Raw genomic sequence first — 23501 nt, forward strand, 5'->3', positions numbered from 1 at the left:
GAGTGATTAAATATGATTAAATTTACAATTGATGGTATTTCTTCTGAGGTACCTAATGGGACTACTATACTTAAGGCCGCTAGGAGTTTAGGGAAGCATATACCAACATTGTGCCATTTAAAAGGTGTTAACAATAGTGGAAGCTGTAGAGTATGTGTAGTGGAAGTAGGACCAAAATTAGTGTCATCCTGTTCTGTGTTAGTAGAAGATGGGATGAATATAAAAACTAACACCACTAAAGTTAGAGAAGCACGTAAAACAGTAGTGCAACTTATACTATCTGATCATAAAAGAGAATGTACAACTTGTATAAGAAATGAAGGCTGTGAGCTTCAAGCGCTGACAAGTAGCTTAAATATTAGAGATATAGAATATGAAGGTAAAAAAACAAAAGCAATCTTAGATTCATTATCTCCTTCAATAACAAGGGATTCTGAAAAATGCATACTTTGCGGACGATGTGTTAATACCTGTGCTAAGGTTCAAAGTGTTCATGCTATAGGATTTAATGAAAGAGGTTTTGATACTATTGTATCTCCTGCTTATGTAAAATCCTTAGATGATGTTTTTTGTACTAATTGTGGTCAGTGCATAGTAGCCTGTCCTGTGGGAGCCCTATATGAAAAGGAAAGTATTGATGAAGTATGGCGTGCAATATCATCTCCTGAAAAATATGTAGTAGTTCAAACAGCTCCAGCTATTAGGTCTGCCTTAGGAGAAGAATTTGGAATGGCAAAAGGAACTAGAGTTACAGGAAAAATGGTAGCAGCACTTAGAAGATTAGGATTTGATAAAGTATTTGACACTGATTTTACAGCGGATTTAACTATAATGGAAGAAGGTACAGAATTAATAAATAGGTTACAATCTGGTGAGAATCTACCACTTATGACCTCCTGCTGTCCAGGATGGGTAAAATTTATAGAACATTTTTATCCCGATATGCTTAATAATCTATCTACATGTAAGTCTCCACATCAAATGGAAGGTGCATTGATAAAGAGTTATTTTGCTCAAAAGATGTCAATAGATCCCAGAAATATAATTAATGTATCCATAATGCCATGTGTAGCTAAAAAGTTTGAAAGTGCAAGGGAAGAATTGTCTATGGAAGCTATGCAGGATGTGGATTATGTTTTAACCACTAGAGAGTTAGCAAGGATGATAAAAGAAGTCGGAATAGACTTTGTAAACTTACCAGAAGAAGATTTTGATAATCCTTTTGGAGAGTCTACAGGAGCAGGTGTAATATTTGGAGTTACAGGAGGAGTTGCAGAAGCTGCCTTAAGAACTGTGTTTGAAATACTAGCTGGTAAGGAATTAGAGACAGTAGACTACAATATAGTTAGAGGTATGGAAGGTATTAGGGAGGCACAAATAGATCTGCCGAACGGACTTACAATAACCTCAGTAGTAGCACATGGTCTTGGCAATGCAAGAGAAGTCATGGAAATGATAAAGTCTGGTGAAAAAGAATATCAATTTATAGAAATAATGGCCTGTCCTGGAGGTTGTGTAACAGGAGGCGGTCAACCGATAATTAATGCGGATTATAAAATGGATAACGATATAAGATTACAAAGAGCTAAGGCAATATATGATGAGGATGAAGCAAAGGTATTAAGAAAATCACATAAAAATCCTTATATTACTAGACTGTATGAAGAGTTTTTAGGCGAACCAAATTCAGAAACAAGTTATAAGTATTTACACACTCATTATGTTAAAAGAGAGAAGTTTTGGAAATAGAAAATAGTATTTATTCTGTAATATTGGAAGCTTCCGATACTATAGTATTAAATTTAATATAGAATCCTAATTGCAAAGATTTTCTGAGCAAAAGGGAATGTATAATATATTATTGCTATTATGCCTTCTAACTTTTGTTAGAGGGCATAATTTGTATTCTAGGGGAGAGATTATATGGATAAAAGATTGGGAGTAGTAGGTATAGTAGTTGAAGATATTAATAGTGCATCAAAGGTAAATACTATACTCCATGATTATGCACATATCATAGTAGGTAGAATGGGTATACCCTATAAAGATCGAGGGGTATCTATTATTTCTTTGACGGTAGATGGTAATACAGATCAAATAAGTGCTATGACAGGAAAATTAGGTAAAATAACTGGAATAAGTGTAAAAACCGCACTGACAAAATCCTAGTAAAATGCTGAATACTATTATGAGGAGTGGTTATTATGAAAAAGAAATTTTTATTTTATTTAGTGACATGTATTTTATTTCTATCTATCTTTTTAACGGCCTGTAGCCCTAACAATAAAACAGGAGAACAAACTACAAACAATGAAGAAACAGAAATCGCACTAGATTCTATTGAGGTGAATATAGGTTTCGTTGATGGAATTCCTGCTTTAAGCATGGTAAAACTTGCAAAAGAAACACCTCTATTTAAAGAAAATATTACTGTCAATTATGACCTAATTAAAGGGTCAGATTTAATTGTTTCTAAGGTTATGAATAAGGAATTAGATATTGCTATAGTACCTTCTAATTTAGCTGCCATAGTTTATAATCAGGGAGAAACCTATTTGATAGGTGCTTTGAGTGGATTTGGGAATCTATACGTTGTATCTAGAGAAACCATCCCTTCTTTAGAGGATCTTAAAGGAAGAGAAATTACAACTATAGGGAAAGGACTAACACCAGATATTGTTTTCCAATATGTACTAAAGTCAAATAGTATTGATCCATTGGAGGATGTTACAATAAACTATATGGGTGGTGCAACGGAACTAGCACCTGCATTTCTTTCAAAAAAGGCAGAAATTATATTAGCTCCAGAACCTATGATTAGTACTATTTTATCAAAGGATCCGACTGCAAAAATTCAATTTAGTCTCAATGAACTATTTGCCGAAGTTACAAGATCTGATCTTGGATTTCCTCAAACCGTACTTATAGTAAAAAAGGAACTATTAAATAATCATCCTGAATTTGTAAATTTATTTTTAGATGAGTACAATAATTCAGTTAAGTGGGCAATAGGTTACCCGCAAGAATTAGAGGAGTATGGAATAGAAGTAGGTATTACAATACCTATGGATATCTTAAATAAAGATTCAATAAAAAGAATGAATTTAAACTTCATTTCAGGTAATGAAATGAAGGATGTATATATGAAGTATGTTAATGTTTTGTTTGAATTTGAACCTAAAACAATAGGGGGTAAACTTCCTAATGAAGGTATCTTCTTTACGAAATAATATTGTATTTGTAATATATGGCATAAGCTTTCTGTTAGTTTGGTCATGGTTATCTAAAGTAGTAAATCAAAGTGTGATTATACCATCTCCAGAAGAGGTAATGTATTCTCTTTTGGAGATATTAAAATCTAGACCTACCTATATTGTAATTTTTCATACATTAAGGCGAGTCATAGCTAGCTTTATAATTGCTTTAGCCTGTGCTCTTTTAGCTGGAATTATAGCTTATTTGCTACCCTTAGTTAGAAATTTACTAACACCTATACTTTATTTTTTAAAAGTCGTACCAGTGGTTGCTATTATATTATTAATATTAATATGGTCAAGTAGCGAAAGTGCTCCAGCCATAGTTGGATTTTTAATGGTATTTCCACTTTTGTATGAGGGAGTTATTAATTCTCTTTTGTACATTGATATAAAACTTTTACATATGACAAAGGTTCACAATGTATCTGCCATTTATCAAATTAAAGATTTGTATTTACCAATTATTTTTAGGGGATTAGGGAATAGTATTTCAACCTCCTTTGGTCTGGCATTTAAGTCTGTGGTGGCAGGAGAAGTGCTAAGTCATCCTAAATTATCTATTGGGGGTGCGATTTATAAAGAAAAAAACTACCTAAACACTTCAGGAGTTTTAGCTTGGCTAATAACTATGGTGATTATAAATATAATACTAGAAAAAATCATGAAGGGATTGGGCGGCGATAAAAATGGAAATTTTAAATATTGAAAAGAGGTTTGGTGAAACCCTTATTTTAGATAAAATTAGCCTAACTATATATCCTAAACAAATTAACGTAATTCTAGGTCCTTCTGGTTGTGGGAAAAGCACTTTACTCCAGATTATTGCAGGCTTAGATAAGGATTTTGAGGGTTATATAAACGGTATAACCCGGCGTAAAATAGCATATGTTTTTCAAGAAGAACGCCTTCTAGAATGGAGGAGCGTTGAAAAAAATATTCTGTATGCATCAAGCGGAAAAGTAGAAAAGGAGCGATTGTTGGATTATGGAAAAGCCTTAGGACTTTCTGAGTATTTGAAATATCGTCCCGGTCAACTTAGTGGTGGACTTCGTCAACGAGTTAATCTTCTAAGAGCTTTTCTTTATCCTGCTTCTTTACTATTAATGGATGAATCCTTTAGATCTTTAGATATTCAAACAAAAGAAGAAACAATAAATTTGTTTCTTCGAGTTCAAAAGGAAGAAGAATTAACTGTCCTGCTTGTTACACATAGTTTAGAAGAGGCGATACAACTAGGTAATTATATTCATATTTTTTCTAATAAGCCTACAAGGAGATTAGATACATTTACAAATCCGTATTTTTCTTCAGCAAAGACCTATTCTATTGAAGATAAAGAGTCCTTTTTAAATGAAGTTAAAGAAATGATAAAAATAAAAAATTAATATTTTTTATATTAGATTTTTTATTGCTAAAATCATTAAAAGTACTCCAGACAGCCAAGATATATTAATGTTTAGCTTTTCAGCAAATTTTTTACCTATAAATACGCCTAACCAGATAGCCATCATACCCCAAAATAAAGAAAAAAGTATTACCTGAATATAATTAATGTTTCCTAAGCTACTACCGAATCCGACAGCTAGTGAATCCAAAGAAAGAGCTATAGCAAGATAAATAGCCTCTTTAGGATTAAGGTCTTTAGAATTATCAAAATCGGCGCTAGTTTCATCAACATATATGTTAATTATTAAATCAGACATCTTTAGTTGTACTTCTTTATTTTGATTCGAAGGCTTTGTAATATAAGCTTTAATTAAACTTTGGAATAAATAAAATACACCTAAAACCAGTAATATTAAAAAGCTAAAGACTGATGTTATGTTTACTGGTATTATTTTTTTGACTATAGATCCTAAAAATAGAGAAAATGCAAGTACGGATGAACAAGCTATATTAATAATAGCTACTGATATAAATGGTATTTTTATTTTATTTGTCCCATAAGCTATACTGGCTACGAATGCATCTAAAGACAATGCCAGTACTAATAATATAGATTCTGTCATAGTACCACTCCTTTTTAGCAAAACAAAAAATATTATTTTGCATACTAATAATAGTATAGGGTCAGATTTTTATTTAACTAACTGGTAACATGTTATTCATTTACTTATTGAATGGTTACATTCTAAAATGTTTAAATATGTAAAAAAGGTAAAGCAATGAAGTTAAATTTCATATGCTTTACCTTTTATTTATTAGAATAATTCATTTTTTTTCATTTTCCTATATGTTATGAAGCCGATACTATCGGCAAGGGCCCAGCCTATAGGAACAGACCACCATATTCCTCGTTGAGCTATCTGTGGAATGCTCGAAAGTGTATAGGCCATAATTACCCTAGTACCCAAAGAAATTACTGTAAGTATTAGAGATACTCTTAATGCTCCAATCCCCCTAAAAAATCCATAAAACATAAACAGGAATCCTATTAATACATAGAATATAGATATTACAGATAAATACTCTACTCCTAAATTAATCACATTTACTTCGTTTGCATTTACAAATATTCTCATTAGATTACTAGAACTTACGAAAATTATTACAGATAATATTAAGCAAAATATTATTATTGTGCGAGAAGCAGATTTTACCCCTTCAATTATTCGAGATGCATTTTTCGCTCCCTTATTTTGTGCAATATAAGTGGAAAATGCATTTCCAAAGTCTTGAACAGGTAAATATGCTATAGAATCTATTTTACCTGCTGCAGTAAACGCCGCAATAGTATCAGGTCCAAAGGTGTTTACAAGACCTTGAACGCACACCATTCCAAATGTCATTATAGATTGTTGAATTGATGTAAGAAAACCGTATTTACCTACCATTAGTGCTATATTTTTATCAAAAACCATATCTTCACGAGATATCCTAATAATTGGTATCTTGATAAATGCATAGATTAAACATAAAATTGAAGAAACAGCTTGGGCAATTATTGTAGCAAGAGCAACCCCTACCACACCCATATTAAAAACTATAACAAAGACTAAATCTAATACAATATTAATTATAGCTGCTAATATTAAAAAGTATAAGGGCGTTCTTGAATCACCTATAGATCTTAGCAAGGCTGAACAGGCATTAAAAAGAAAAATAAATATAAGTCCTCCGAAGATAATCTGCAAATAATGTTGAGAACTTTCAAGTATACTCTGAGGTGTTTTTATAAGCAACAACATATGTCTTGTATTTACTACTAGTAAAATTGAAAGTATAGCTGTAAAAATACTTATTGCAGAAAATGATATAAATATTGTTTTTTTAAGACTTGAATAATTTTTTTCTCCAAAAAAATGTGAATAAACAACTGAAGCACCTAAACATAAGCCGATTATTATATATGAAAAAAAGTTCATCAACATAAATGATGAGCCTACTGCAGCTAGTGCATTTTTTCCTATAAATCTTCCAACTACGACTGAATCTACAATATTATATAATTGCTGAAATAAGTTTCCAACTAAAATAGGAAATGCAAATGTTAATATAGCTTTAGTTGGATTTTCCTTGGTCATATCAATTACCATAAGTATCACTCCTTAAGCTCTAATCTATTGTAGTCTAGCATGAATAAATATATAATTAAAATATTAATATATTATAGAATGTATATACTTTTTTATATAGGGAGAGTAATCTATGGATATAAAACAACTTTTATACTTTGTTACTGTGGTAAACGAAGGAAATATTACAGCTGCATCAAAAAAACTACATATTGCACAACCTGCCCTTAGTAAGCAAATAAAACAACTTGAAGAAGAATTAAATATCAAATTATTTCATAGAGGTCCAAGAAAAATAGCTCTTACTGATGCAGGTGAAATTCTTTTTACTAAAGCAAATAATATGCTTGAATTGAAGTATTCAATAAAAAAAGAATTAGAAGATAATAAAAGTGGGTTTAAAGGAACATTAAAGATTGGATCAATATCTGCTATATCCGCTGATTTATTAGAGAATAATGTTCTAGAATTCTATAAAAAGTATAATAAAATTAAATATGAACTCTATGAAGGTATCACACCTAAAATTATAGACCTATTGTTTTCGCGAGTGATTGAAATTGGAGTTGTAAGAACGCCATTCGAAACAACAGGCCTTGAAACTATCTATTTAAGAAACGAACCAATGATAGCTGCATATAGTAATGATTATGATCTAGATAAGTTAGGAGATAGGATCTCAATAGAGAAGCTTAATGGAAAACCTCTTATTATTTATCGTAGATTTGAAAATGTAATAACCTCAGCATTTCAGAAATCGGAAATTAATCCTTATATTTTCTGTAAAAATGATGATTCTAGGACTTCTCTTTTGTGGGCAAATGCTGGACTTGGTGTTGCTATTGTTCCAATATCCTCTAAAAATCTTGTGCTTGCCAACAATTTAAAATATAAAATTATAGATAATCAGTCATTATATACAAAGATTGCAATAATAACTCTTGAGAATGCTACTTTATCCACTGTAGCAACCAATTTTTTAAAAGAAATTGCTAGAGATTATTAAAATATATAACATATTGGCAAAAATTTAATAATTTATTGGAACCTATTTCTTTCTTTTGCGTCTAATAAAATGCAAGACAAACAAAATTGAAAAGGAGAGAAGTATTATGAAATATAAAAAAGCACTTGCAGGATTTTTATCCGTAACAATTGTATCTATTTCTGGATTTACAGTTTTTGCAAATAACACAGGAGATTTAAAAACTATAAATGATTCTGGGAATATTAAAGAAATTATGCCAATAAGCGAGAAACTAAATGAAGGACAAGAATCTTATTTTAATTCTTTTAGTGGAGTAGTAAAGGAAATAAGAGACTTTGAAGGTGTAGAAGGATCCCAATTTGTCCTAGTAGAAAATGAAGAAGGATCAATAGCAAATATAGTAATATCTAAGGATACTTATATTGTAAATGATGCTGAAATTGCTGTAGGATCTACAATAACTGGCTTTTATAAAGCTAATGCACCAATGATTATGATTTATCCAGCACAATACAATGCTGAAGTTGTAGCTGTTGAAAACAAAGATCAAAATATTAAAGTTGATATTTTTAATAAAGATTTAATTAGCTCTGATAATTCATTAAAACTAAATATTTCTGATGATACAGAGATTATTTTAGAAGATGGGAAATCTTTTGAAGGCGACCTTGAAAATAGAAAACTTGTAGTAACTTACGATGTTTCTACAAAAAGTATCCCTGCGCAAACTAATCCAATTAAAATAGTTGTACTGTTTGAAGAGCCAGTGCATCCTAATCTTGAGTTACCAGAAGAGGAAACAGGTACAGTAATAGGTGATGTTTCCACTATGAATATCGTTGTTAATGACAAGAAAATAGAGGCTCCATCAGCTTATACTAATGAAGATGGTACTGTTATGGTTCCACTTCGTGCAATTGCTGAGGCTTTGGAATTTGATATAAATTGGGATAACGAGTCGCAAAGTATTATGCTTGGCAAAGGAATTTCTTTAAAAGTAGGTGAGGATAACTATACTTATATGAAAACTTCTCCTATCAAATTAGGAACTGCTCCAGAATTAGTTGAAGGAACAACCTTCGTTCCACTAAGCTTCTTCAAGGAAGTAGTACGTATGAATAATGCATATGTGTTTGAGGGACAAATTGTAATAGATAATGCAGAAGTAATGGAGTAAACTGTTAATTAATTACAGGATACTGTTATTGGTAAGTTAAAATTATAGAAATAAATATAAGCAGCTAATGAGAACCCCCTTTCATTAGTTGCTTATTTTATATTTATATAAAGGTTTTAATAGTCATTTAAGGATGTTTAATATTTTTTTATGGAACTTGTAGAAATAGTAGTAATTTATATATTGAAATATTGTAATATTATGATATACTGATATAACATAATGTTTTATCATAAAATACAAAAATGCTGCGGCATTATAAAATTTACTTTATTGGAGGTTAGTATAGTTATGAGTTTAGAAACTACAAAAAAGGTAGTAAAAAGAAAAGCCCAAGTTATAAAAGATGATTGTGTTGCTTGTGGAACTTGTGTAAATGTATGTCCAATAGAAGCAATAAAAATTATCGCTGGGGTATTTGCAGAAGTTGATCAATCTAAATGCGTCGGATGTTCCAAGTGTGTAAAAGAGTGTCCAGCTTCTGTAATAGAGATTATAACTAAGGAAGAGGTGAAATAGTATGACTAAAAAGAAAAAGAAGGCCTGGTATGAATATTTATATATTGTGTCATCCCTATATTTAATGCTTGGTTTGTTTAACATACTCTTTGCTTGGTTAGGGGTACTATGCTTTGCTATTCCACTAATTATTTCATTGAGTGGTGGAGGTAAAACTTATTGTAACCAATATTGTGGTCGAGGACAGTTATTATATCTTCTTGGTACTAAATATAAATTATCAAGAAATAAACCTATTCCTAAGTTTTTAAGGTCAAAATGGTTTAGACACGGATTTTTAATTTTTTTTATGACTATGTTTGCAAATATGCTTTTTAATACTTACCTAGTTTTTGCTGGAGCTAGAGGATTAAAACAAGTTATAACCTTACTTTGGACATGGAAGCTACCTTGGAATTGGGTAAACACAAGCTTTGTTTCTCCATGGATAGCTCAATTCGCATTTGGGTTCTACAGTATGATGTTAACTTCAACAATAATAGGTATAATAACTATGCTTTTATATAAGCCTCGCTCATGGTGTGTATATTGTCCTATGGGAACTATGACTCACGGTATTTCTATTTTAAAATATAAAAGTGGATCAACAAATTAAAGTAGACATAAATGAAAATATAAAAAACTGAAGTGGACTATTTTATCTAATCTGCTTCAGTTTTTCAATTAGCAATATGAGTATAAATACTTGTATAATTATTGTATATTTAGTATTATACTTATTTTAAATAAATGAAAAAAGGAGAGTTTTTATGGAGGGATTTAATGTTGTTTTTCATATAAATGAATCAATAAAATGGGCAATGTTACTAGCGAATGTAAGTAATCTAATTAAAGATTTAGGACAAGAAAATATTGTTATAAAAGTAGTTGCAAATGGAGCTGCAGTTGTAGACTACATTTCTAATGATAATAAAGATAACAATGAATTGCTAAATAGAATAAGCGAACTTTGGAAATTAGGCGTAGATTTTATAGCATGTAAAAACTCTTTAGTAGGGAATAAAATAAACGAAAATTTACTACCTAAATTTGTTACGATAGTACCAGCAGGTGTAACAGAACTAGTTAAAAGACAGTCAGAGGGATATTCCTATATTAGGCCTTAAGTCAGATATATATTTCTAGTAAGCATAATTAAGGTTGGATGATTATGATGAATAGTATATTAATATAGTAATACAACAGTAGGATTAAACTATACAACTAAGTGAAGGATTGATGTTTTGTGAATATAGTAGACTCAAATGAAGTTATAAAGAAACTAATAAATAGCAATAAGATGGTACTAGTGTACTTTGGAAGTAAGACTTGCGGTGTATGTAGTGCTATGAAACCAAAGGTAGATGAAGTTCTTAAAATATATCCTAAAATTAAGAGCATTCAAGTCGATGTAGAAAAATCGATGCAATTATCAGCAACCTATGATATTTTTACTATTCCTGCTATTCTTGTATTTATTGAAGGAAAAGAGACAATAAGAGAGGCTAGATATATTAGTATGCAAGATATAGAAGGAAAGATTTCAAGATACTACGACCTAATATTTGAGTAATTCAACTTTACCATATTTGAAGTCTTACGCAAACTTTAATAATGGCTTGGATTTTGATTTGGTTCATATATTGTCTTTAAAGAATTGTTTTCTTAGGAGCTGAATATGTAATGATAAAGAATTTATTAGATAAAAAACAAAACATTTATTTAGACGGAGCTATGGGAACTAATCTTATGAAAATAAACAATAGAAGACTAGCAAACATGGAAACATTTAGCTTTTCTAATCCTGAATCGGTTAAAAAAGTGCATAGGGACTATCTTTTAGCAGGTAGCGATGTTATTTTAACCAATACCTTTGGTTGTAATCCTATTAGACTATCGGGTACTAATATAAATCCTAAAGAAGCTATTTTAAGAGGAATAAATATAGCTCAAAATGCCATTTCTTCTATAAATAATGAGGGAAAAAAATATATAGCTTTAGATATTGGTCCAATTGGAAAACCTATAGATGATAAAAATATTACTTCTAATGGTGTTTACGATATGTTCGCTATGCAGGCAGAATTAGGCACAGAAAATGGTTGCGATTTAATATTTATAGAAACAATGTATAATTTAAATGAATTAATTATAGCGATAAAAGCTTCCAAAGATAATTCTAATCTTCCTATTTTCGCTAGTTTTATTTTGGGAAAAGATATGAAATTATACTCTGGTGAAGATATTTCTTTAATCATTAATATCTTAGAAAATCTACATGTAGATGCAATAGGGGTCAACTGTTCATTTGGATCCTTTGATTCAATTAAAATAATGAGTGAGATTACGAAGCTTGCATCATTTCCTTTAATTTGCAAACCTAATGCTGGCATGGTTATAAAAGATTCTGATTCTCACGAGATAAATTCAACGAAGTTTTCTAATCATATGAAAAAAGTAAATGAGATGGGAGTTAATATTTTAGGAGGATGTTGTGGTACTGATTCAAATTATATCAAAGATATGATAGCTGTTTGTGAGAAGTAAAAATATGCTATGAAAAAGGATTTGAAAAAATTAAATACTTACCCAATATGATTTGGTAAGTTTGTTAAATAAGATATACAAAAGCACTGAGATTGCTAAAATTCCAGTGATTTTATTATAACTAAAATTACAAAGTGATATTCCGAAAGACAAAAATGTTTTAATTTAGTACAATATAGGTATAAAACTAATAAATCATCAATATTAGAGGAGATGATAAAATATGAAAAATATATATTTCTATCAAACAGATATTGGTAAGATATGTATTATAGAAAATGGAACAGAAATTACTAATTTGTATTTTGATAAGGGGATTATACCAAATGATGCAAAGATAAATGAAACTGAATTACTAAAAGAGGCAAAGCAACAGCTGGATGATTATTTGGCAGGAAGGATAAAAAATTTTGATCTTCCACTTGCACCTGTCGGTACAGAGTTTCAGCAAAAAGTTTGGAGAACTTTACAGGATATTCCTTATGGCGAAACTCGTAGCTATGGTGAAATTGCAAAGAATATCGGTAAGCCAAAGGCATCTCGTGCTATAGGTATGGCAAATAATAAAAATCCTATTCTTATATTTATTCCTTGCCATCGCATTATTGGCACAAATGGTAAGCTTACTGGATATGCAGGTGGTCTTGAAGTAAAAGAGTTTCTTTTAAATAAGGAAAAAGCTAATGCTAGAAAACAGATAAAGGATTGAATATTTAAAGATCATTTAGTAAAAAATACATTAAAAGAATCTGAATCTAAGATAGTTTTTTAAATTGAAGAGAATAAAAGACTAAAACTAAAAAGAAAATAAATATAAAATAAGCATATTGTAAAAAATATGCTCATCTTAATTTATAGGTGGTAGAAAATTGAAATACAGAAAAAAAGAATTATTTCTAAAGATATTATTAATAACAATTTGTATATTATATATATTATTCTTATATATAGACATTTTTAATATACAAGATTTTATATCGTCAGATATACTGAAATACATATCAATAATATTTTGCTTCCTAATAACTCTTATTTTAGGAGAAAATTGTCTTGATAAAAAAGATATATCTTTGCTCCAAACTGGATTGTTCATTACAGTTTTTGCGGATTTATTTCTTCTTATTTTAGATTATTATATTTTAGGAATAACTCTTTTTTGTTTTGTTCAAATAATTTACTACATTAGATATAAAGGATATAGAGATTCTTTTACTATTGTTAGATTTATCATTATATTTTTATTTATAATGGCGGTTTATTTCACATTAAATATATTTATTATAAAAATTGATTTTATATTAGCAATAGCATTCTTTTATTCTATATGTTTAATGACTAGTACTATAGAAGCAATCAAAGCTTTCAAAAATAATTTATATCCATATCCAAATAACTATATGGTACTATGGGGTATGATTTTTTTCTTTTTATGTGATATAAATGTGGCTATATCTAATTTAACTAGAGAAATTTTCGTACCGCTATATAATATTTCTATCCTACTAATATGGTTTTTTTATTTACCTTCCCAAATTCTACTCTCCATAAGTGGTAATAAATTTAAAGAAAATAAGAAATAAATATACCAAATTACAGTTTTTAAGCGTTACCAAAGTAAAATCCCCCTCGATACTTTAGGTGAGAAGGATTTACTTTGTGGTTTGAAAGTTAATCGGCTTTTAATCCAGCACCACATAGTGGTAATATTACCTTACCATTTATTTTGTGATTGTATTTTTCGTAATAATCAAAAAAACCTGCAAAGGTAGCGGCTGTAGTAGGCTCTACATAAAACCCTTTTTCAGCTAAGTATTTTCTTGCTTCAACAATCTTATTCTCTGGTGCAATAATGATTTCTCCATGGGTATCCCGAATAGCCTCCAGTATTTGTTTTCCTCTCTTTGGCTCTGCGATAGCAATACCTTCAGCTAAAGTTCCTGTGTTAATAACTTCTTTTACGGTAGTTTCACCTGCATTAAAAGCCTTGTATATTGGGGCGCAACCTTCAGATTGAACAGCTACAATTCTGGGCATTTTTGAAATAAGATGTGCTTCCAGTAGTTCTTTAAAACCATAGTATGAGCCTAGAAGCAAAGTTCCGTTGCCGACAGGTATTACTAAAGTATCTGGTATTTTTCCATTTAATTGCTCATAGATTTCATAGGCGTAGGTTTTAGTGCCTTCATAGAAAAAGGGATTATAAACATGACTAGCATAAAACCCTTCACCAGACTCCACTGCGGCTAAGGCGGCTTTGGCAGTATCTTCTCGTGTTCCTTTAATTAAATGAACTTTTGCACCATGTGATGAGATTTGCTTAACTTTTTTTGAAGATGTATTTTCAGGCACATAAATGTCGCATTCAATACCTGCTCTATTTGCATATGCGGCTATAGAAGTGCCTGCATTACCACTGCTGTCCTGGATAACTTTCTTTATTCCTAGTTCCTTTGCTTTTGAAATCAAAACAACAGCACCTCTATCCTTAAAGGATAAAGTCGGCATCAAATAGTCGACCTTGACTAATAAATCCGGATTGTCTTTTTCTAATGCAACAATAGGGCTTAAACCTTCTCCCATTGAAATATCTTTCCATGAGCTAAAGTTATCATTAAAAGGTAGTGCTTTTATATACCTAAACAAGCTCCACTCTGCTCTTAGTATATTTTTATCTGAAAACTGAAAGTTAGACTTTTCAAGGTCCAATAGGCCTCCGCATTCACAGCGAAATGCCAGTGATGTAGGGTTATACTTTTTACCACATTCATGACATACATAGTTAATTGGCATTTAATCATCTCCTATTAAATATCATATAAAAACCAACTTGGAAAATCAAGTTGGTTTATCATAGATAATATTAATTTAGGATAAATTGTAATTAACTAAGATTTTCTTTAATGACCCTCGGACTCATCCAACGGATCAAGTTTAATTTAGAGCCTGCTTTATCATTAGTGCCGGATAGTCTGGCGCCTCCAAAGGGTTGCTGTCCTACTATTGCTCCTGTTGGTTTATCATTTATATAAAAATTACCTGCAGTATGAACCAATTCTTTTTCACATTCTGCTATTGCATACCTATCTTTTGCATAAATTGAACCTGTTAGCCCATATTTAGATGTATTATTGCATAATTTAAGAGTATCTAGATAATCCTCGTCATCGTATATATACACAGTTAAAACTGGTCCAAATATTTCTTCCTCCATAGTCTTAAAATGTGGGTTATTAGTTACTATTACAGTAGGTTCTACAAAATAACCGACACTGTCATCGCATTTACCTCCAAAAAGTATTTCTGCTTCTGTGGAATGCTGAGCAAATTCAATATATTCCTTCACTGTATCAAAGGATTTTTTATCAATAACTGCTCCCATAAAATTAGTGAAATCTTCCACACTTCCTACCTTTACATTATTAACTTTTTCTAGTAGGTTTTCTTTAATGGATGGCCATAAGCTTCTTGCTATGTAGGCTCTGGATGCTGCAGAACATTTTTGTCCTTGATACTCAAAAGCCCCCTCTAGAAGGCCTCGTGACACAGCTTCTACATTGGCAGAGTCGTGGACAATAACATAATTTTTACCTCCTGTTTCTCCTACAATTCTTGGAAAGGTTTTATAATTAGATATATTATTTCCTATTGTTGTCCACATACTTTGGAACACTTTTGTTGAACCGGTAAAATGTATTCCGCTAAGGTTTTCATTAACCATAACAGTATCCCCTATATCTTTAGGATTTCCGGGAATAAAGTTTATAACACCATCTGGCAAACCTGCTTCCTGAAATAATTTATAGATCATATATGATGAATAGACTGCATTAGATGCAGGTTTCCATACAACAGTGTTACCAGTTATTGCTGGAGCCCCAACAAGATTACTACCTATAGCAGTAAAATTAAAAGGAGACACGGCAAAAATAAATCCTTCGAGAGGCCTATACTCCATTCTATTCCATACAGATTTTGTAGATATAGGCTGTTCACTGTATATTTGATGTAAGCAAACTGCGTTATATCTCATAAAATCTACTAATTCACATGCTGAATCTATTTCAGCTTGTTTAAAAGTTTTGCTTTGAGAAAGCATAGTAGCAGCATTAAGTTTGGCCCTCCAAGGCCCGGAGGCTAATTCAGCAGCCTTTAAAAATATGGCTACTCTGGATTCCCAATGTAATTTTTCCCAATTAATTTTTGCTTTTAATGCCTCTCTAATGGCCATTTCAACTTCTTCTTTTCCTGCTTTATGATATTCTCCTATTATCTTTTTATTATCATGGGGAATTATACATTGTCCTTTATTGCCAGTACGTATTTCTTTACCTCCTATTATAACAGGTATATCAATAAATGAAGATTTTATATGTGACAATTCATTTTCAAGCTTCACTCTTTCGGGGCTTCCTGGTAAATACTTTAATACTTTTTCGTTTTTAAAATTCAGCTCTTTTGAAATGTTATTATTCATAGACCTATCCCCTTTATATTTATAATTGTTGGTTTTTATTTGCTTCTGATAATATAAGCATAGTAAAAGTATCTGACATACCTTCGATTTTCAATAGTTCATCATGAAGCAGAGTCACCTGTTCTGTTAGACCTGCTCTAATTTTAAGCATTATGCACCATTGTCCAGTAATCCTATAGCATTTTTCTATAGTGAGCCCTTCAATCTTTAAATTTATTACCTGCTCCATAATTTCTTTAAAGTCTGATGTCCTTACATTAATAAATACAATAGCTCCAATACCCTGACCAACTTTACTCCAATTGATTTCTGTATTATAGTTTTTTATTATTTTATTTTGCTCTAGTTTAGAGACCCTTTGATGTATGGCAGGTCTTGACATATTTAGTCTTTTACCTATTTCTTCATGGGACATTCTACCGTTATTTTCTAGAAGTTCTAGAATTTTTATATCTATTTCATCCATAAAATCCCTCCCTTTGTGACTATATTATATGAATAATTTTAATATTACAACTATTAGATTTAAATACAACAAAAATATTACGAATAGTAATTTTGCTATAATTAATATATGGGTAACTTTTTACTTACTTTTATAATCAAAGTCATATACCTTTACTTTATAAATATATATGATAAAATTACTTCAGACTCAGTTCAGTAATATGAATTTAAATTGATAGGAGGATTATGTATGAAATATACAACAAAACGTACTGCCCACCTAGGCTCTGTGCAAAGACAACATGAAGCAGAGGGAACAAGTCTTGTTCAGAGCCGAATTTTATTAGATTAATTTAGGTTGAAATTGTTTTGTGTGGTCTTTGCTTCGTTATTTACAGATTAAAAAGTAGATAGGAGCAGGGATTATGAAATATGAAAAGGCACAAAATATATTGCCAGAAGATGTAATTGAATTAATTCAACAATATATAGAGGGTGGGTATTTATATATACCTGTAAAATGTAAGAATAAGAAAGCTTGGGGAGAGAATAGTGGTGCAAAAGATAGTTTGAAGGAAAGAAATAGAGAGATTTTTGATTTATACAATCAAGGAATATCTATTAAAGAACTTGCTGAGCAGTACTATCTTACTGAGTATAGTATTAGAAGAATAATTAGACAAGAAAAACAAATAATATGAATACAAATCGGTATTTTAATATTATCAATATAGATAATTAAATACCGATTTTTTATTTGCAATTTTAGAATTAAGTATAAACGACTTTGATACAGAATCATTTATGAACTTGAGAAGTGAGAAGAGCCAATGATATGATCTGATTAGAAGGATTAATCCTCAATAAGTAAATTTTTAAATGAGAATTTTTTAGAAAGGGAAAGTATAGTAATGAGTATTTTAACTGTTAAAAATATGAGCCATAGATTTGGAGATAGAGCAATATTTGAAGATGTGTCTTTTAGACTGCTAAAGGGAGAACATGTAGGACTTATAGGGGATAATGGTGAAGGAAAGTCAACTTTTATGAATATTATAACAAATAAATTAATGCCAGATGAAGGGCAAATAGAGTGGAGCAATAAAGTTAGGATTGGATATATGGACCAGCATACTGAACTTAAAAAAGGAAAATCTATAAAATCTGTGTTAAGAGAAGCGTTTTCATATCTCTTTGATATGGAAACGAAGATGAAGGATTTATATGATAGAATAGGTGAAATGAATGAAGAAGAAATGAGCAAAGCACTTCAGCAAGCAGCTAATATTCAAGATACCTTAGATAACAATGGATTTTACAGCATAGATTCTAAGATAGAAGCAGTTGCAGTAGGACTTGGGCTTAGAAATTTAGGATTAGATAAGGAAGTTACAGACTTAAGTGGTGGACAAAGAACTAAGGTTATATTAGCTAAACTTCTTTTAGAAGAACCAGATATATTATTACTAGATGAACCTACAAACTATCTTGATGAGGATCATATAGAATGGTTGAAAACATATCTAAAAAACTACCAGAATGCATTCATATTAATATCACATGACATACAATTTTTAAACAGCGTAGTTAATATAATATGTCATATTGAAAACAAGTCATTAACAAGATATATAGGTAATTATGACAACTTTACAAGAGCATATGAAATAAATAAAAAACAATTGAAATCTGCATATGAAAGGCAACAGGAAGAGATTGCTAGGCTTGAAGATTTTGTTAAAAAAAATAAAGCAAGAGCTGCAACAAGAGGCATGGCAAGTGCTAGACAAAAAAAGTTAGATAAAATGCAAAAGATAAAGATTGCAGGTGAAAAACCAAAACCACAGTTCGAATTTAAGTCATCTAGAACATCAGGAAAGATGATTTTTGAAGCAAGAGATTTAGTTATAGGATATAGTGAACCACTAAGCAAACCTCTAAACCTAACAATGGAAAGAGGGCAAAAAATTGCCTTAGTTGGAGCTAATGGTCTAGGAAAGTCTACATTATTAAAAAGTTTAATAGGACTAATTAAACCTATAAGTGGAGAAGTTAAATTAGGCGATTATCAAGAGATAGGATACTTTGAGCAAGAAATTAAAGAATTAAATACTAACGGTGTTATAGATGAAGTATGGAATGACCTCCAAGGATATAATAAATCTCAAATAAGAAGTGCATTGGCTAAATGTGGATTAACAAATAAACACATAGAAAGCACAGTATCAATATTAAGTGGAGGAGAACAAGCCAAGGTCAGACTATGTAAACTTATAAATAAACCGACAAATATACTAATCCTAGATGAGCCAACTAATCATTTAGATGTTGAAGCAAAAGATGAACTTAAGAGAGCACTAAAAAAATATGAAGGAAGCATACTTTTAGTATGTCACGAAGCAGAGTTTTACAGAGATGTTGTAACCGATATATGGAACTGTGAGGAGTGGGCTACTGATTTTTAAATTCACATTTGTGGATTCAAAAATCAGTAGCTAACCTAAAATAATAAAAGAGCGCAGATTTTGCGCTCGATTAAAATTGTTTTGTAATATAACTAATTAACGAAGTTTTGATAACTTATTTTTATAATGAGAAGCCAGTTTTTTAGCTCTTCTAGTAGCGTCTTTTTCTGGCCATTTTTCATGCTCTATAAAATACTTCTTCATCATCTCAATAAATACTTCATATCCACTTTTTCTTTCGTTCACATTTACACCCCATTATCTTTTTATATTTTCCCTAAAAGGGAAGGGGAAATTATCCCCTAGAATGGATTGTTATTCAAAGCTATATACTTTTCGGTGAATTTTAAAAAATTGTGGATGTCTCTGCTTTGAAAGTCTATTATTTTAATAGTATTTTCAATCTTTTTTAGTAATATGCCATCGTCTATATTTAATATATAATTAATTACTGTTTCAGAGTCTATAGAATAGAATGTATTACCTATATCATAGTGATATGTCCTATATTCAACTGATTTTTCTGCAAAGAATGTTCCATAAAAATAGAGAACATATGAAACGAGAAGGAATCTGTAAATTCTCATTTTATCTAAGTAATAATATGCTATTCGTTGTCTGATAATATTTGCTGTATTATTTATAAATAGTTTTATTTTGTAGTTTTTATAGATTACATTACTCCTAGATGTCACTTATACTTCTACTGCCTTGGAATGCATATTGTTACATATTTCTATTGTACTTAGATTGCTAGTCTACTTGATTTCAAATATTGATACAAACCCCTGTCAACATAATACGATAAAGCTATACGATAAATATTTATTGTTATACAATAAATATTTATTGACTTAGGCGATTTTTTATATTATTATATTGTTAGCTAGCTAAGAGGGGAATGTTTTGTGAGATATAAAGAATTATCAGCATGGTTAAAGTTTATAATTGTTTTTGTGGATTTTTTGGTCTGTTGTTTTGCGTTTATCTTGGTCCTGAAACTGGAAGGGTAATCTTACTGGATTTAGGAAATTTGAAGATGCTATATAATCCTTTTATTACGTTCATTTGGATTACTGGAATTCCATTTTTTACTGCTTTAGTTTTAGGATGGCAGATGTGTTCGTATATTGGCTCTGATAAGGCTTTTACCGTTAAAAATGCAGATTAGAAAAAACATGTGAAGTTCTAGAATGTCAACCAGGTGATATTCTAGAATATAAAGAAAATTAATCCTAACTATATCAATAAAGGAGAGTATATAATGAAGAATAAATATCTATTTGCTTCTACACCAATGTTTTTAGGGGTTCTATGTTTAATTATCTATAGCATGATTGGTTCAAGAGTGGAACCAGACGGAACTTTGGTAGAACCATTCTTCTTAATTCCGCTAAGTTATTTATTTGTTTTTAGTGGCATTATTTCATTATTATTTGTGGGTATCATTTCTATGTTAAAAAGAAAGAGAATTAATTAATGAAATAAAACATAAAAATTTTTTTAATAAGTCCTTGACTTCAAATATTATCAGCAATACACTCCATTTCATTTTAGGAATGGAGTTTAATTTATTGTATAAAGAAAGGACATTGCCAATAGTTTTGGTTCAATGTCCTTTTACTTATTTTAGTGTGTAGTCATATAAAAATATATTAAGCTTACTTGCTTTATTCTCACTTGTGATTTGTACATTTTCCTCGCCTAGTCGCACAAAGCCTTGATTGTCATAAAAATTATAGTTGCAAGAGGAATCAGTATATAAGTAAATGTGCTTTGTGTTTTTAGTTTTTAAATACTCGAAAAAATTCGTCAGTAGTTTTTTACCAACACCTAAACCTCTGCAATCTTGCGTAACGGCAAAAAGAGTGAGAACACCATCAAATTCTTGTTCTTTACCCGAAATAAGCTTGCGATAAATCTTGTGAACTTTTTTATAGTCACTGGTACTACATTGGTATAGGACAGATTTTAAAGTCATTGCTGCTGAATGGAATGCTATAGCAAAAATATGATTTAAGTGTGTTAAATATTTATAGTCACTTTTTGCTTGACCTAATATTACACCTACGACTTTTCCACCTTTTTCCGCAACACAACTAAATGTTTTTTCTGCAAGGCAGCTTTGCAGGTATATTTTCAAAAGGCTTTTCAAGACTTTTGGATTGTTCACATATTTATACAGTCCGAAGCTGTTATTTATAATGACTTCGATGGCCCTATAGTCACTTTTTTTGATTTCTCTATATATTATTTCATTCATTACTTATTTCCTCTTTTTTGTTAAATTCGCCTGCCCATTCAAAAGCTTTTTTAGAAACTATCACTGCAATCACTTCGTTGATAACTGCTGCTGCTGCAATCGTACCTTGTATAATTTTTGCACATTCTGGAGCTGGAACAATTAAAACAGATACTGCAATTCCTGTAAACACAAGGGACACACCTGAGTGAGGGAGCAAGGTAAGTCCTAAATATTTCTTTACGGTTTCTGGTGAGTGAGTAATACTTGCACCAAAGAACGCACCAACATATTTGCCTACAGCCCTTGTAATAATGTATATTGCAGTAAACAAACCTGCTCCGAAAATTAAATGGTAGTCCAGTGGAGTTCCAAGATTTAGAATTACCACAATCATAGAAACTCCAAGAATAGGATTAAAGGAATGCATTATTTGATTTAATCGTTCCTCCGAAATCATATTGGAAAAGGTTGCTGAAAAAGCCATACCTATGAGCATAAAATTAAGCACAGGATTTGGTAAAATCAAATTATTGAATACAAATCCTACTCCTGCTGCTATAAGTATTGTCCCAATCAAAAGTAATATGGTTATATGGGATGAACGTTCTTTTTTTAACACAAGTCCTGCGATAATTCCTGTCACAACACCGATAACAATAGGCAATAATACAACCAATAAAATTATATAGACAGGCAGCTTTTGTTCTGAGATATTTGCAGAGATAATGGAAATAGTTGAAAAAAATACAATAACTCCCACCAGATCATCAAGTGCTGCCATAGGAACTAAGGTTTTAGTTACAGGACCGTCTGTGTTAAATTCACGTACAATAGATAGTGCAGGCGCAGGTGCTGTTGCAAGAGCAATGCTACCAAAGATGACAGCTAGATACAGCGGTATGTCTGTAAAATAAAACACGATGCTAAATATTAAGGTTACAGTAAGAAATGTACCAAATGATTGGGTTAAGGTTGTTACAACAATTTGCTTACCTGTTTTTTTTATTTTCTTCCAAACAAGCTCTGTGCCGATTAAAAGACCAACCGCACACTCCAAAATGCGCACAACAGTTTGATACCACCGCACATTCAAAACTGTGTCATTTACAAGTCCTAAGGCGTGTGGACCTAGTATCATACCTGTAAGTAGCCAGCCTAAAATAGCAGGCAGTTTAATTTTTGAAACGAGCTTACCTACAAGAAAAGCAATTACAATTGCCGATAGAAGTCTTAATAATAAGAGTATCATTGTTTTTTATTCCTCCTTTGCAATGCCATAGAGTATAATGTTAAGTATTTTTTGAAGATTAACTTCGTGTGCTTCAATTAGGAAATTAAAGTCAGAGCTTTCGTAGACTCTACTTTGAAAATATCCATTGAACATCTCTTGAAAAAAGAAAAAATATTCAATTGCTTCTTCTTCGGTAATACCCTCTCTTAGCGTTAAGTTGCATATAGTCTTACGATATTGGCTGATATTGAGTGCATCAAAATCATTTCGCAAATCTTTGATCTGTTCTTTCAAATGCATAGGAGGTTGTAACAAGGCATTAAAGAATATCTGGCTGTAATAAGGATATTCCCGAAAAAAGCGATACCGCAAATCAAGATATTTTTCTATGCTGTTTTGAATATCGTCTTGATAAAAATCCTCTTTGCTAAGATAATTGACAAGTGCATCAAAACAAGTTTTTACGCAGTTCAAAAACAATTCATCTTTATTTTTAAAATAGTGATAGATTAGTCCTTTTGAAATGTTGTTATCATTGCATATATTATTAATTGAAGCATTTTCATAGCTCTTTGTTCCAAACTCCGCTATAGCAGCATTTAATATTTTGTCTCTACTAATTTGACTTTTTTTTAGTTGCTTCATTATTTTTCCTCC

Annotated in this window: 27 protein-coding genes; 18 read left to right on the forward strand and 9 right to left on the reverse strand. The window is 30.8% G+C overall.

The features are described 5' to 3' along the window. Positions 1–12: 12 nt before the first annotated feature. From KQI88_RS03075 to KQI88_RS03095, 5 genes are all read left to right on the forward strand, one after another. Positions 13–1749, forward strand: a complete 1737-nt coding sequence (locus KQI88_RS03075; RefSeq protein WP_216414880.1) for an NADH-dependent [FeFe] hydrogenase, group A6 — start codon at positions 13–15, stop codon at positions 1747–1749. A 174-nt stretch (positions 1750–1923) separates the two neighbouring features. Further along, positions 1924–2169, forward strand: a complete 246-nt coding sequence (locus KQI88_RS03080) for a TM1266 family iron-only hydrogenase system putative regulator (RefSeq protein WP_216414881.1) — start codon at positions 1924–1926, stop codon at positions 2167–2169. A 35-nt stretch (positions 2170–2204) separates the two neighbouring features. Next, positions 2205–3230, forward strand: coding sequence for an ABC transporter substrate-binding protein (locus tag KQI88_RS03085; protein ID WP_216414882.1), 1026 nt, complete (start codon positions 2205–2207; stop codon positions 3228–3230). After that, entirely contained in the window at positions 3205–3963 is a 759-nt protein-coding gene (locus KQI88_RS03090; RefSeq protein ID WP_216414883.1) for an ABC transporter permease, read from the forward strand. Before KQI88_RS03085 ends, KQI88_RS03090 begins: the two co-directional genes overlap by 26 nt. After that, on the forward strand, positions 3944–4642 hold the full coding sequence (locus KQI88_RS03095; protein ID WP_216414884.1) for an ABC transporter ATP-binding protein: 699 nt from the start codon (positions 3944–3946) through the stop codon (positions 4640–4642). The genes KQI88_RS03090 and KQI88_RS03095 overlap by 20 nt, the downstream gene beginning before the upstream one ends. A gap of 6 nt (positions 4643–4648) precedes the next feature. Here KQI88_RS03095 and ytaF read toward each other — a convergent pair whose 3' ends face one another. Both ytaF and KQI88_RS03105 read right to left on the reverse strand, forming a co-directional pair. Beyond that, positions 4649–5266 (reverse strand): sporulation membrane protein YtaF, encoded by a 618-nt coding sequence (ytaF, locus tag KQI88_RS03100; protein WP_216414885.1) that lies wholly within the window; start codon positions 5264–5266, stop codon positions 4649–4651. Between the two features lie 192 nt (positions 5267–5458). Then, entirely contained in the window at positions 5459–6793 is a 1335-nt protein-coding gene (locus tag KQI88_RS03105; protein WP_216414886.1) for an MATE family efflux transporter, read from the reverse strand. A 112-nt stretch (positions 6794–6905) separates the two neighbouring features. Between KQI88_RS03105 and KQI88_RS03110 the strand changes: the two genes are divergently transcribed. The 9 genes from KQI88_RS03110 (at position 6906) to KQI88_RS18625 (ending at position 13562) form a co-directional block, all read left to right on the forward strand. After that, positions 6906–7778 carry a LysR family transcriptional regulator gene (locus KQI88_RS03110; protein WP_216414887.1) on the forward strand — a complete coding sequence of 291 codons (873 nt, stop codon included), beginning with the start codon at positions 6906–6908 and terminating at the stop codon, positions 7776–7778. A 106-nt stretch (positions 7779–7884) separates the two neighbouring features. Continuing rightward, a complete protein-coding gene (locus KQI88_RS03115) occupies positions 7885–8937 on the forward strand; it encodes a copper amine oxidase N-terminal domain-containing protein (protein ID WP_216414888.1) in 1053 nt (350 codons plus the stop codon). A 291-nt stretch (positions 8938–9228) separates the two neighbouring features. Further along, a complete protein-coding gene (locus KQI88_RS03120) occupies positions 9229–9456 on the forward strand; it encodes a 4Fe-4S binding protein (protein ID WP_216414889.1) in 228 nt (75 codons plus the stop codon). Between the two features lies 1 nt (position 9457). Beyond that, positions 9458–10051 carry a 4Fe-4S binding protein gene (locus KQI88_RS03125; RefSeq protein WP_216414890.1) on the forward strand — a complete coding sequence of 198 codons (594 nt, stop codon included), beginning with the start codon at positions 9458–9460 and terminating at the stop codon, positions 10049–10051. A gap of 154 nt (positions 10052–10205) precedes the next feature. Next, the gene (locus KQI88_RS03130; protein WP_216414891.1) at positions 10206–10562 is read left to right on the forward strand and encodes a DsrE family protein; all 357 of its coding nucleotides are present in this window, start codon (positions 10206–10208) and stop codon (positions 10560–10562) included. A 119-nt stretch (positions 10563–10681) separates the two neighbouring features. Beyond that, positions 10682–11008: a thioredoxin family protein gene (locus KQI88_RS03135; RefSeq protein ID WP_216414892.1), complete on the forward strand. Its 327-nt coding sequence runs from the start codon at positions 10682–10684 to the stop codon at positions 11006–11008. A gap of 110 nt (positions 11009–11118) precedes the next feature. Further along, positions 11119–11982: a homocysteine S-methyltransferase family protein gene (locus tag KQI88_RS03140; RefSeq protein ID WP_216414893.1), complete on the forward strand. Its 864-nt coding sequence runs from the start codon at positions 11119–11121 to the stop codon at positions 11980–11982. A 223-nt stretch (positions 11983–12205) separates the two neighbouring features. Further along, entirely contained in the window at positions 12206–12691 is a 486-nt protein-coding gene (locus tag KQI88_RS03145) for a methylated-DNA--[protein]-cysteine S-methyltransferase (RefSeq protein WP_216414894.1), read from the forward strand. A gap of 160 nt (positions 12692–12851) precedes the next feature. Continuing rightward, positions 12852–13562 (forward strand): lysoplasmalogenase family protein, encoded by a 711-nt coding sequence (locus KQI88_RS18625; RefSeq protein WP_408629709.1) that lies wholly within the window; start codon positions 12852–12854, stop codon positions 13560–13562. An 88-nt stretch (positions 13563–13650) separates the two neighbouring features. On the opposite strand, the gene KQI88_RS03150 is transcribed toward KQI88_RS18625, so the two are convergent. The 3 genes from KQI88_RS03150 to KQI88_RS03160 form a co-directional block, all read right to left on the reverse strand. Next, on the reverse strand, positions 13651–14772 hold the full coding sequence (locus KQI88_RS03150) for a threonine synthase (protein ID WP_216414895.1): 1122 nt from the start codon (positions 14770–14772) through the stop codon (positions 13651–13653). A gap of 91 nt (positions 14773–14863) precedes the next feature. Further along, complete coding sequence (gene pruA / locus KQI88_RS03155; RefSeq protein WP_216414896.1) at positions 14864–16456, reverse strand: L-glutamate gamma-semialdehyde dehydrogenase; 1593 nt, start codon at positions 16454–16456, stop codon at positions 14864–14866. 19 nt (positions 16457–16475) lie between these two features. Beyond that, positions 16476–16922, reverse strand: a complete 447-nt coding sequence (locus KQI88_RS03160; RefSeq protein ID WP_216414897.1) for an Lrp/AsnC family transcriptional regulator — start codon at positions 16920–16922, stop codon at positions 16476–16478. Positions 16923–17328: 406 nt separating this feature from the next. Between KQI88_RS03160 and KQI88_RS03165 the strand changes: the two genes are divergently transcribed. Then, positions 17329–17604: a CD3324 family protein gene (locus KQI88_RS03165; RefSeq protein WP_216414898.1), complete on the forward strand. Its 276-nt coding sequence runs from the start codon at positions 17329–17331 to the stop codon at positions 17602–17604. Between the two features lie 210 nt (positions 17605–17814). Then, entirely contained in the window at positions 17815–19368 is a 1554-nt protein-coding gene (locus KQI88_RS03170; RefSeq protein WP_216414899.1) for an ABC-F family ATP-binding cassette domain-containing protein, read from the forward strand. 96 nt (positions 19369–19464) lie between these two features. Here the strand turns inward: KQI88_RS03170 and KQI88_RS03175 are convergent, their stop codons facing one another. Then, complete coding sequence (locus KQI88_RS03175; RefSeq protein WP_216414900.1) at positions 19465–19614, reverse strand: hypothetical protein; 150 nt, start codon at positions 19612–19614, stop codon at positions 19465–19467. 793 nt (positions 19615–20407) lie between these two features. Between KQI88_RS03175 and KQI88_RS03180 the strand changes: the two genes are divergently transcribed. Both KQI88_RS03180 and KQI88_RS03190 read left to right on the forward strand, forming a co-directional pair. Beyond that, complete coding sequence (locus KQI88_RS03180; protein ID WP_216414901.1) at positions 20408–20539, forward strand: DUF2975 domain-containing protein; 132 nt, start codon at positions 20408–20410, stop codon at positions 20537–20539. 93 nt (positions 20540–20632) lie between these two features. Beyond that, positions 20633–20848 (forward strand): DUF3955 domain-containing protein, encoded by a 216-nt coding sequence (locus KQI88_RS03190; RefSeq protein WP_216414902.1) that lies wholly within the window; start codon positions 20633–20635, stop codon positions 20846–20848. Between the two features lie 144 nt (positions 20849–20992). Here KQI88_RS03190 and KQI88_RS03195 read toward each other — a convergent pair whose 3' ends face one another. The 3 genes from KQI88_RS03195 to KQI88_RS03205 are packed head-to-tail and all read right to left on the reverse strand — an operon-like array spanning position 20993 to position 23489. Beyond that, positions 20993–21631: a GNAT family N-acetyltransferase gene (locus tag KQI88_RS03195; RefSeq protein ID WP_216414903.1), complete on the reverse strand. Its 639-nt coding sequence runs from the start codon at positions 21629–21631 to the stop codon at positions 20993–20995. Further along, positions 21624–22862, reverse strand: coding sequence for a cation:proton antiporter (locus KQI88_RS03200; RefSeq protein WP_216414904.1), 1239 nt, complete (start codon positions 22860–22862; stop codon positions 21624–21626). Before KQI88_RS03200 ends, KQI88_RS03195 begins: the two co-directional genes overlap by 8 nt. Positions 22863–22868: 6 nt before the next feature. After that, on the reverse strand, positions 22869–23489 hold the full coding sequence (locus tag KQI88_RS03205) for a TetR/AcrR family transcriptional regulator (RefSeq protein ID WP_216414905.1): 621 nt from the start codon (positions 23487–23489) through the stop codon (positions 22869–22871). Positions 23490–23501 lie beyond the last annotated feature (12 nt).

The sequence above is a fragment of the Alkaliphilus flagellatus genome, from assembly GCF_018919215.1.
Classification (GTDB): domain Bacteria; phylum Bacillota; class Clostridia; order Peptostreptococcales; family Natronincolaceae; genus Alkaliphilus_B; species Alkaliphilus_B flagellatus.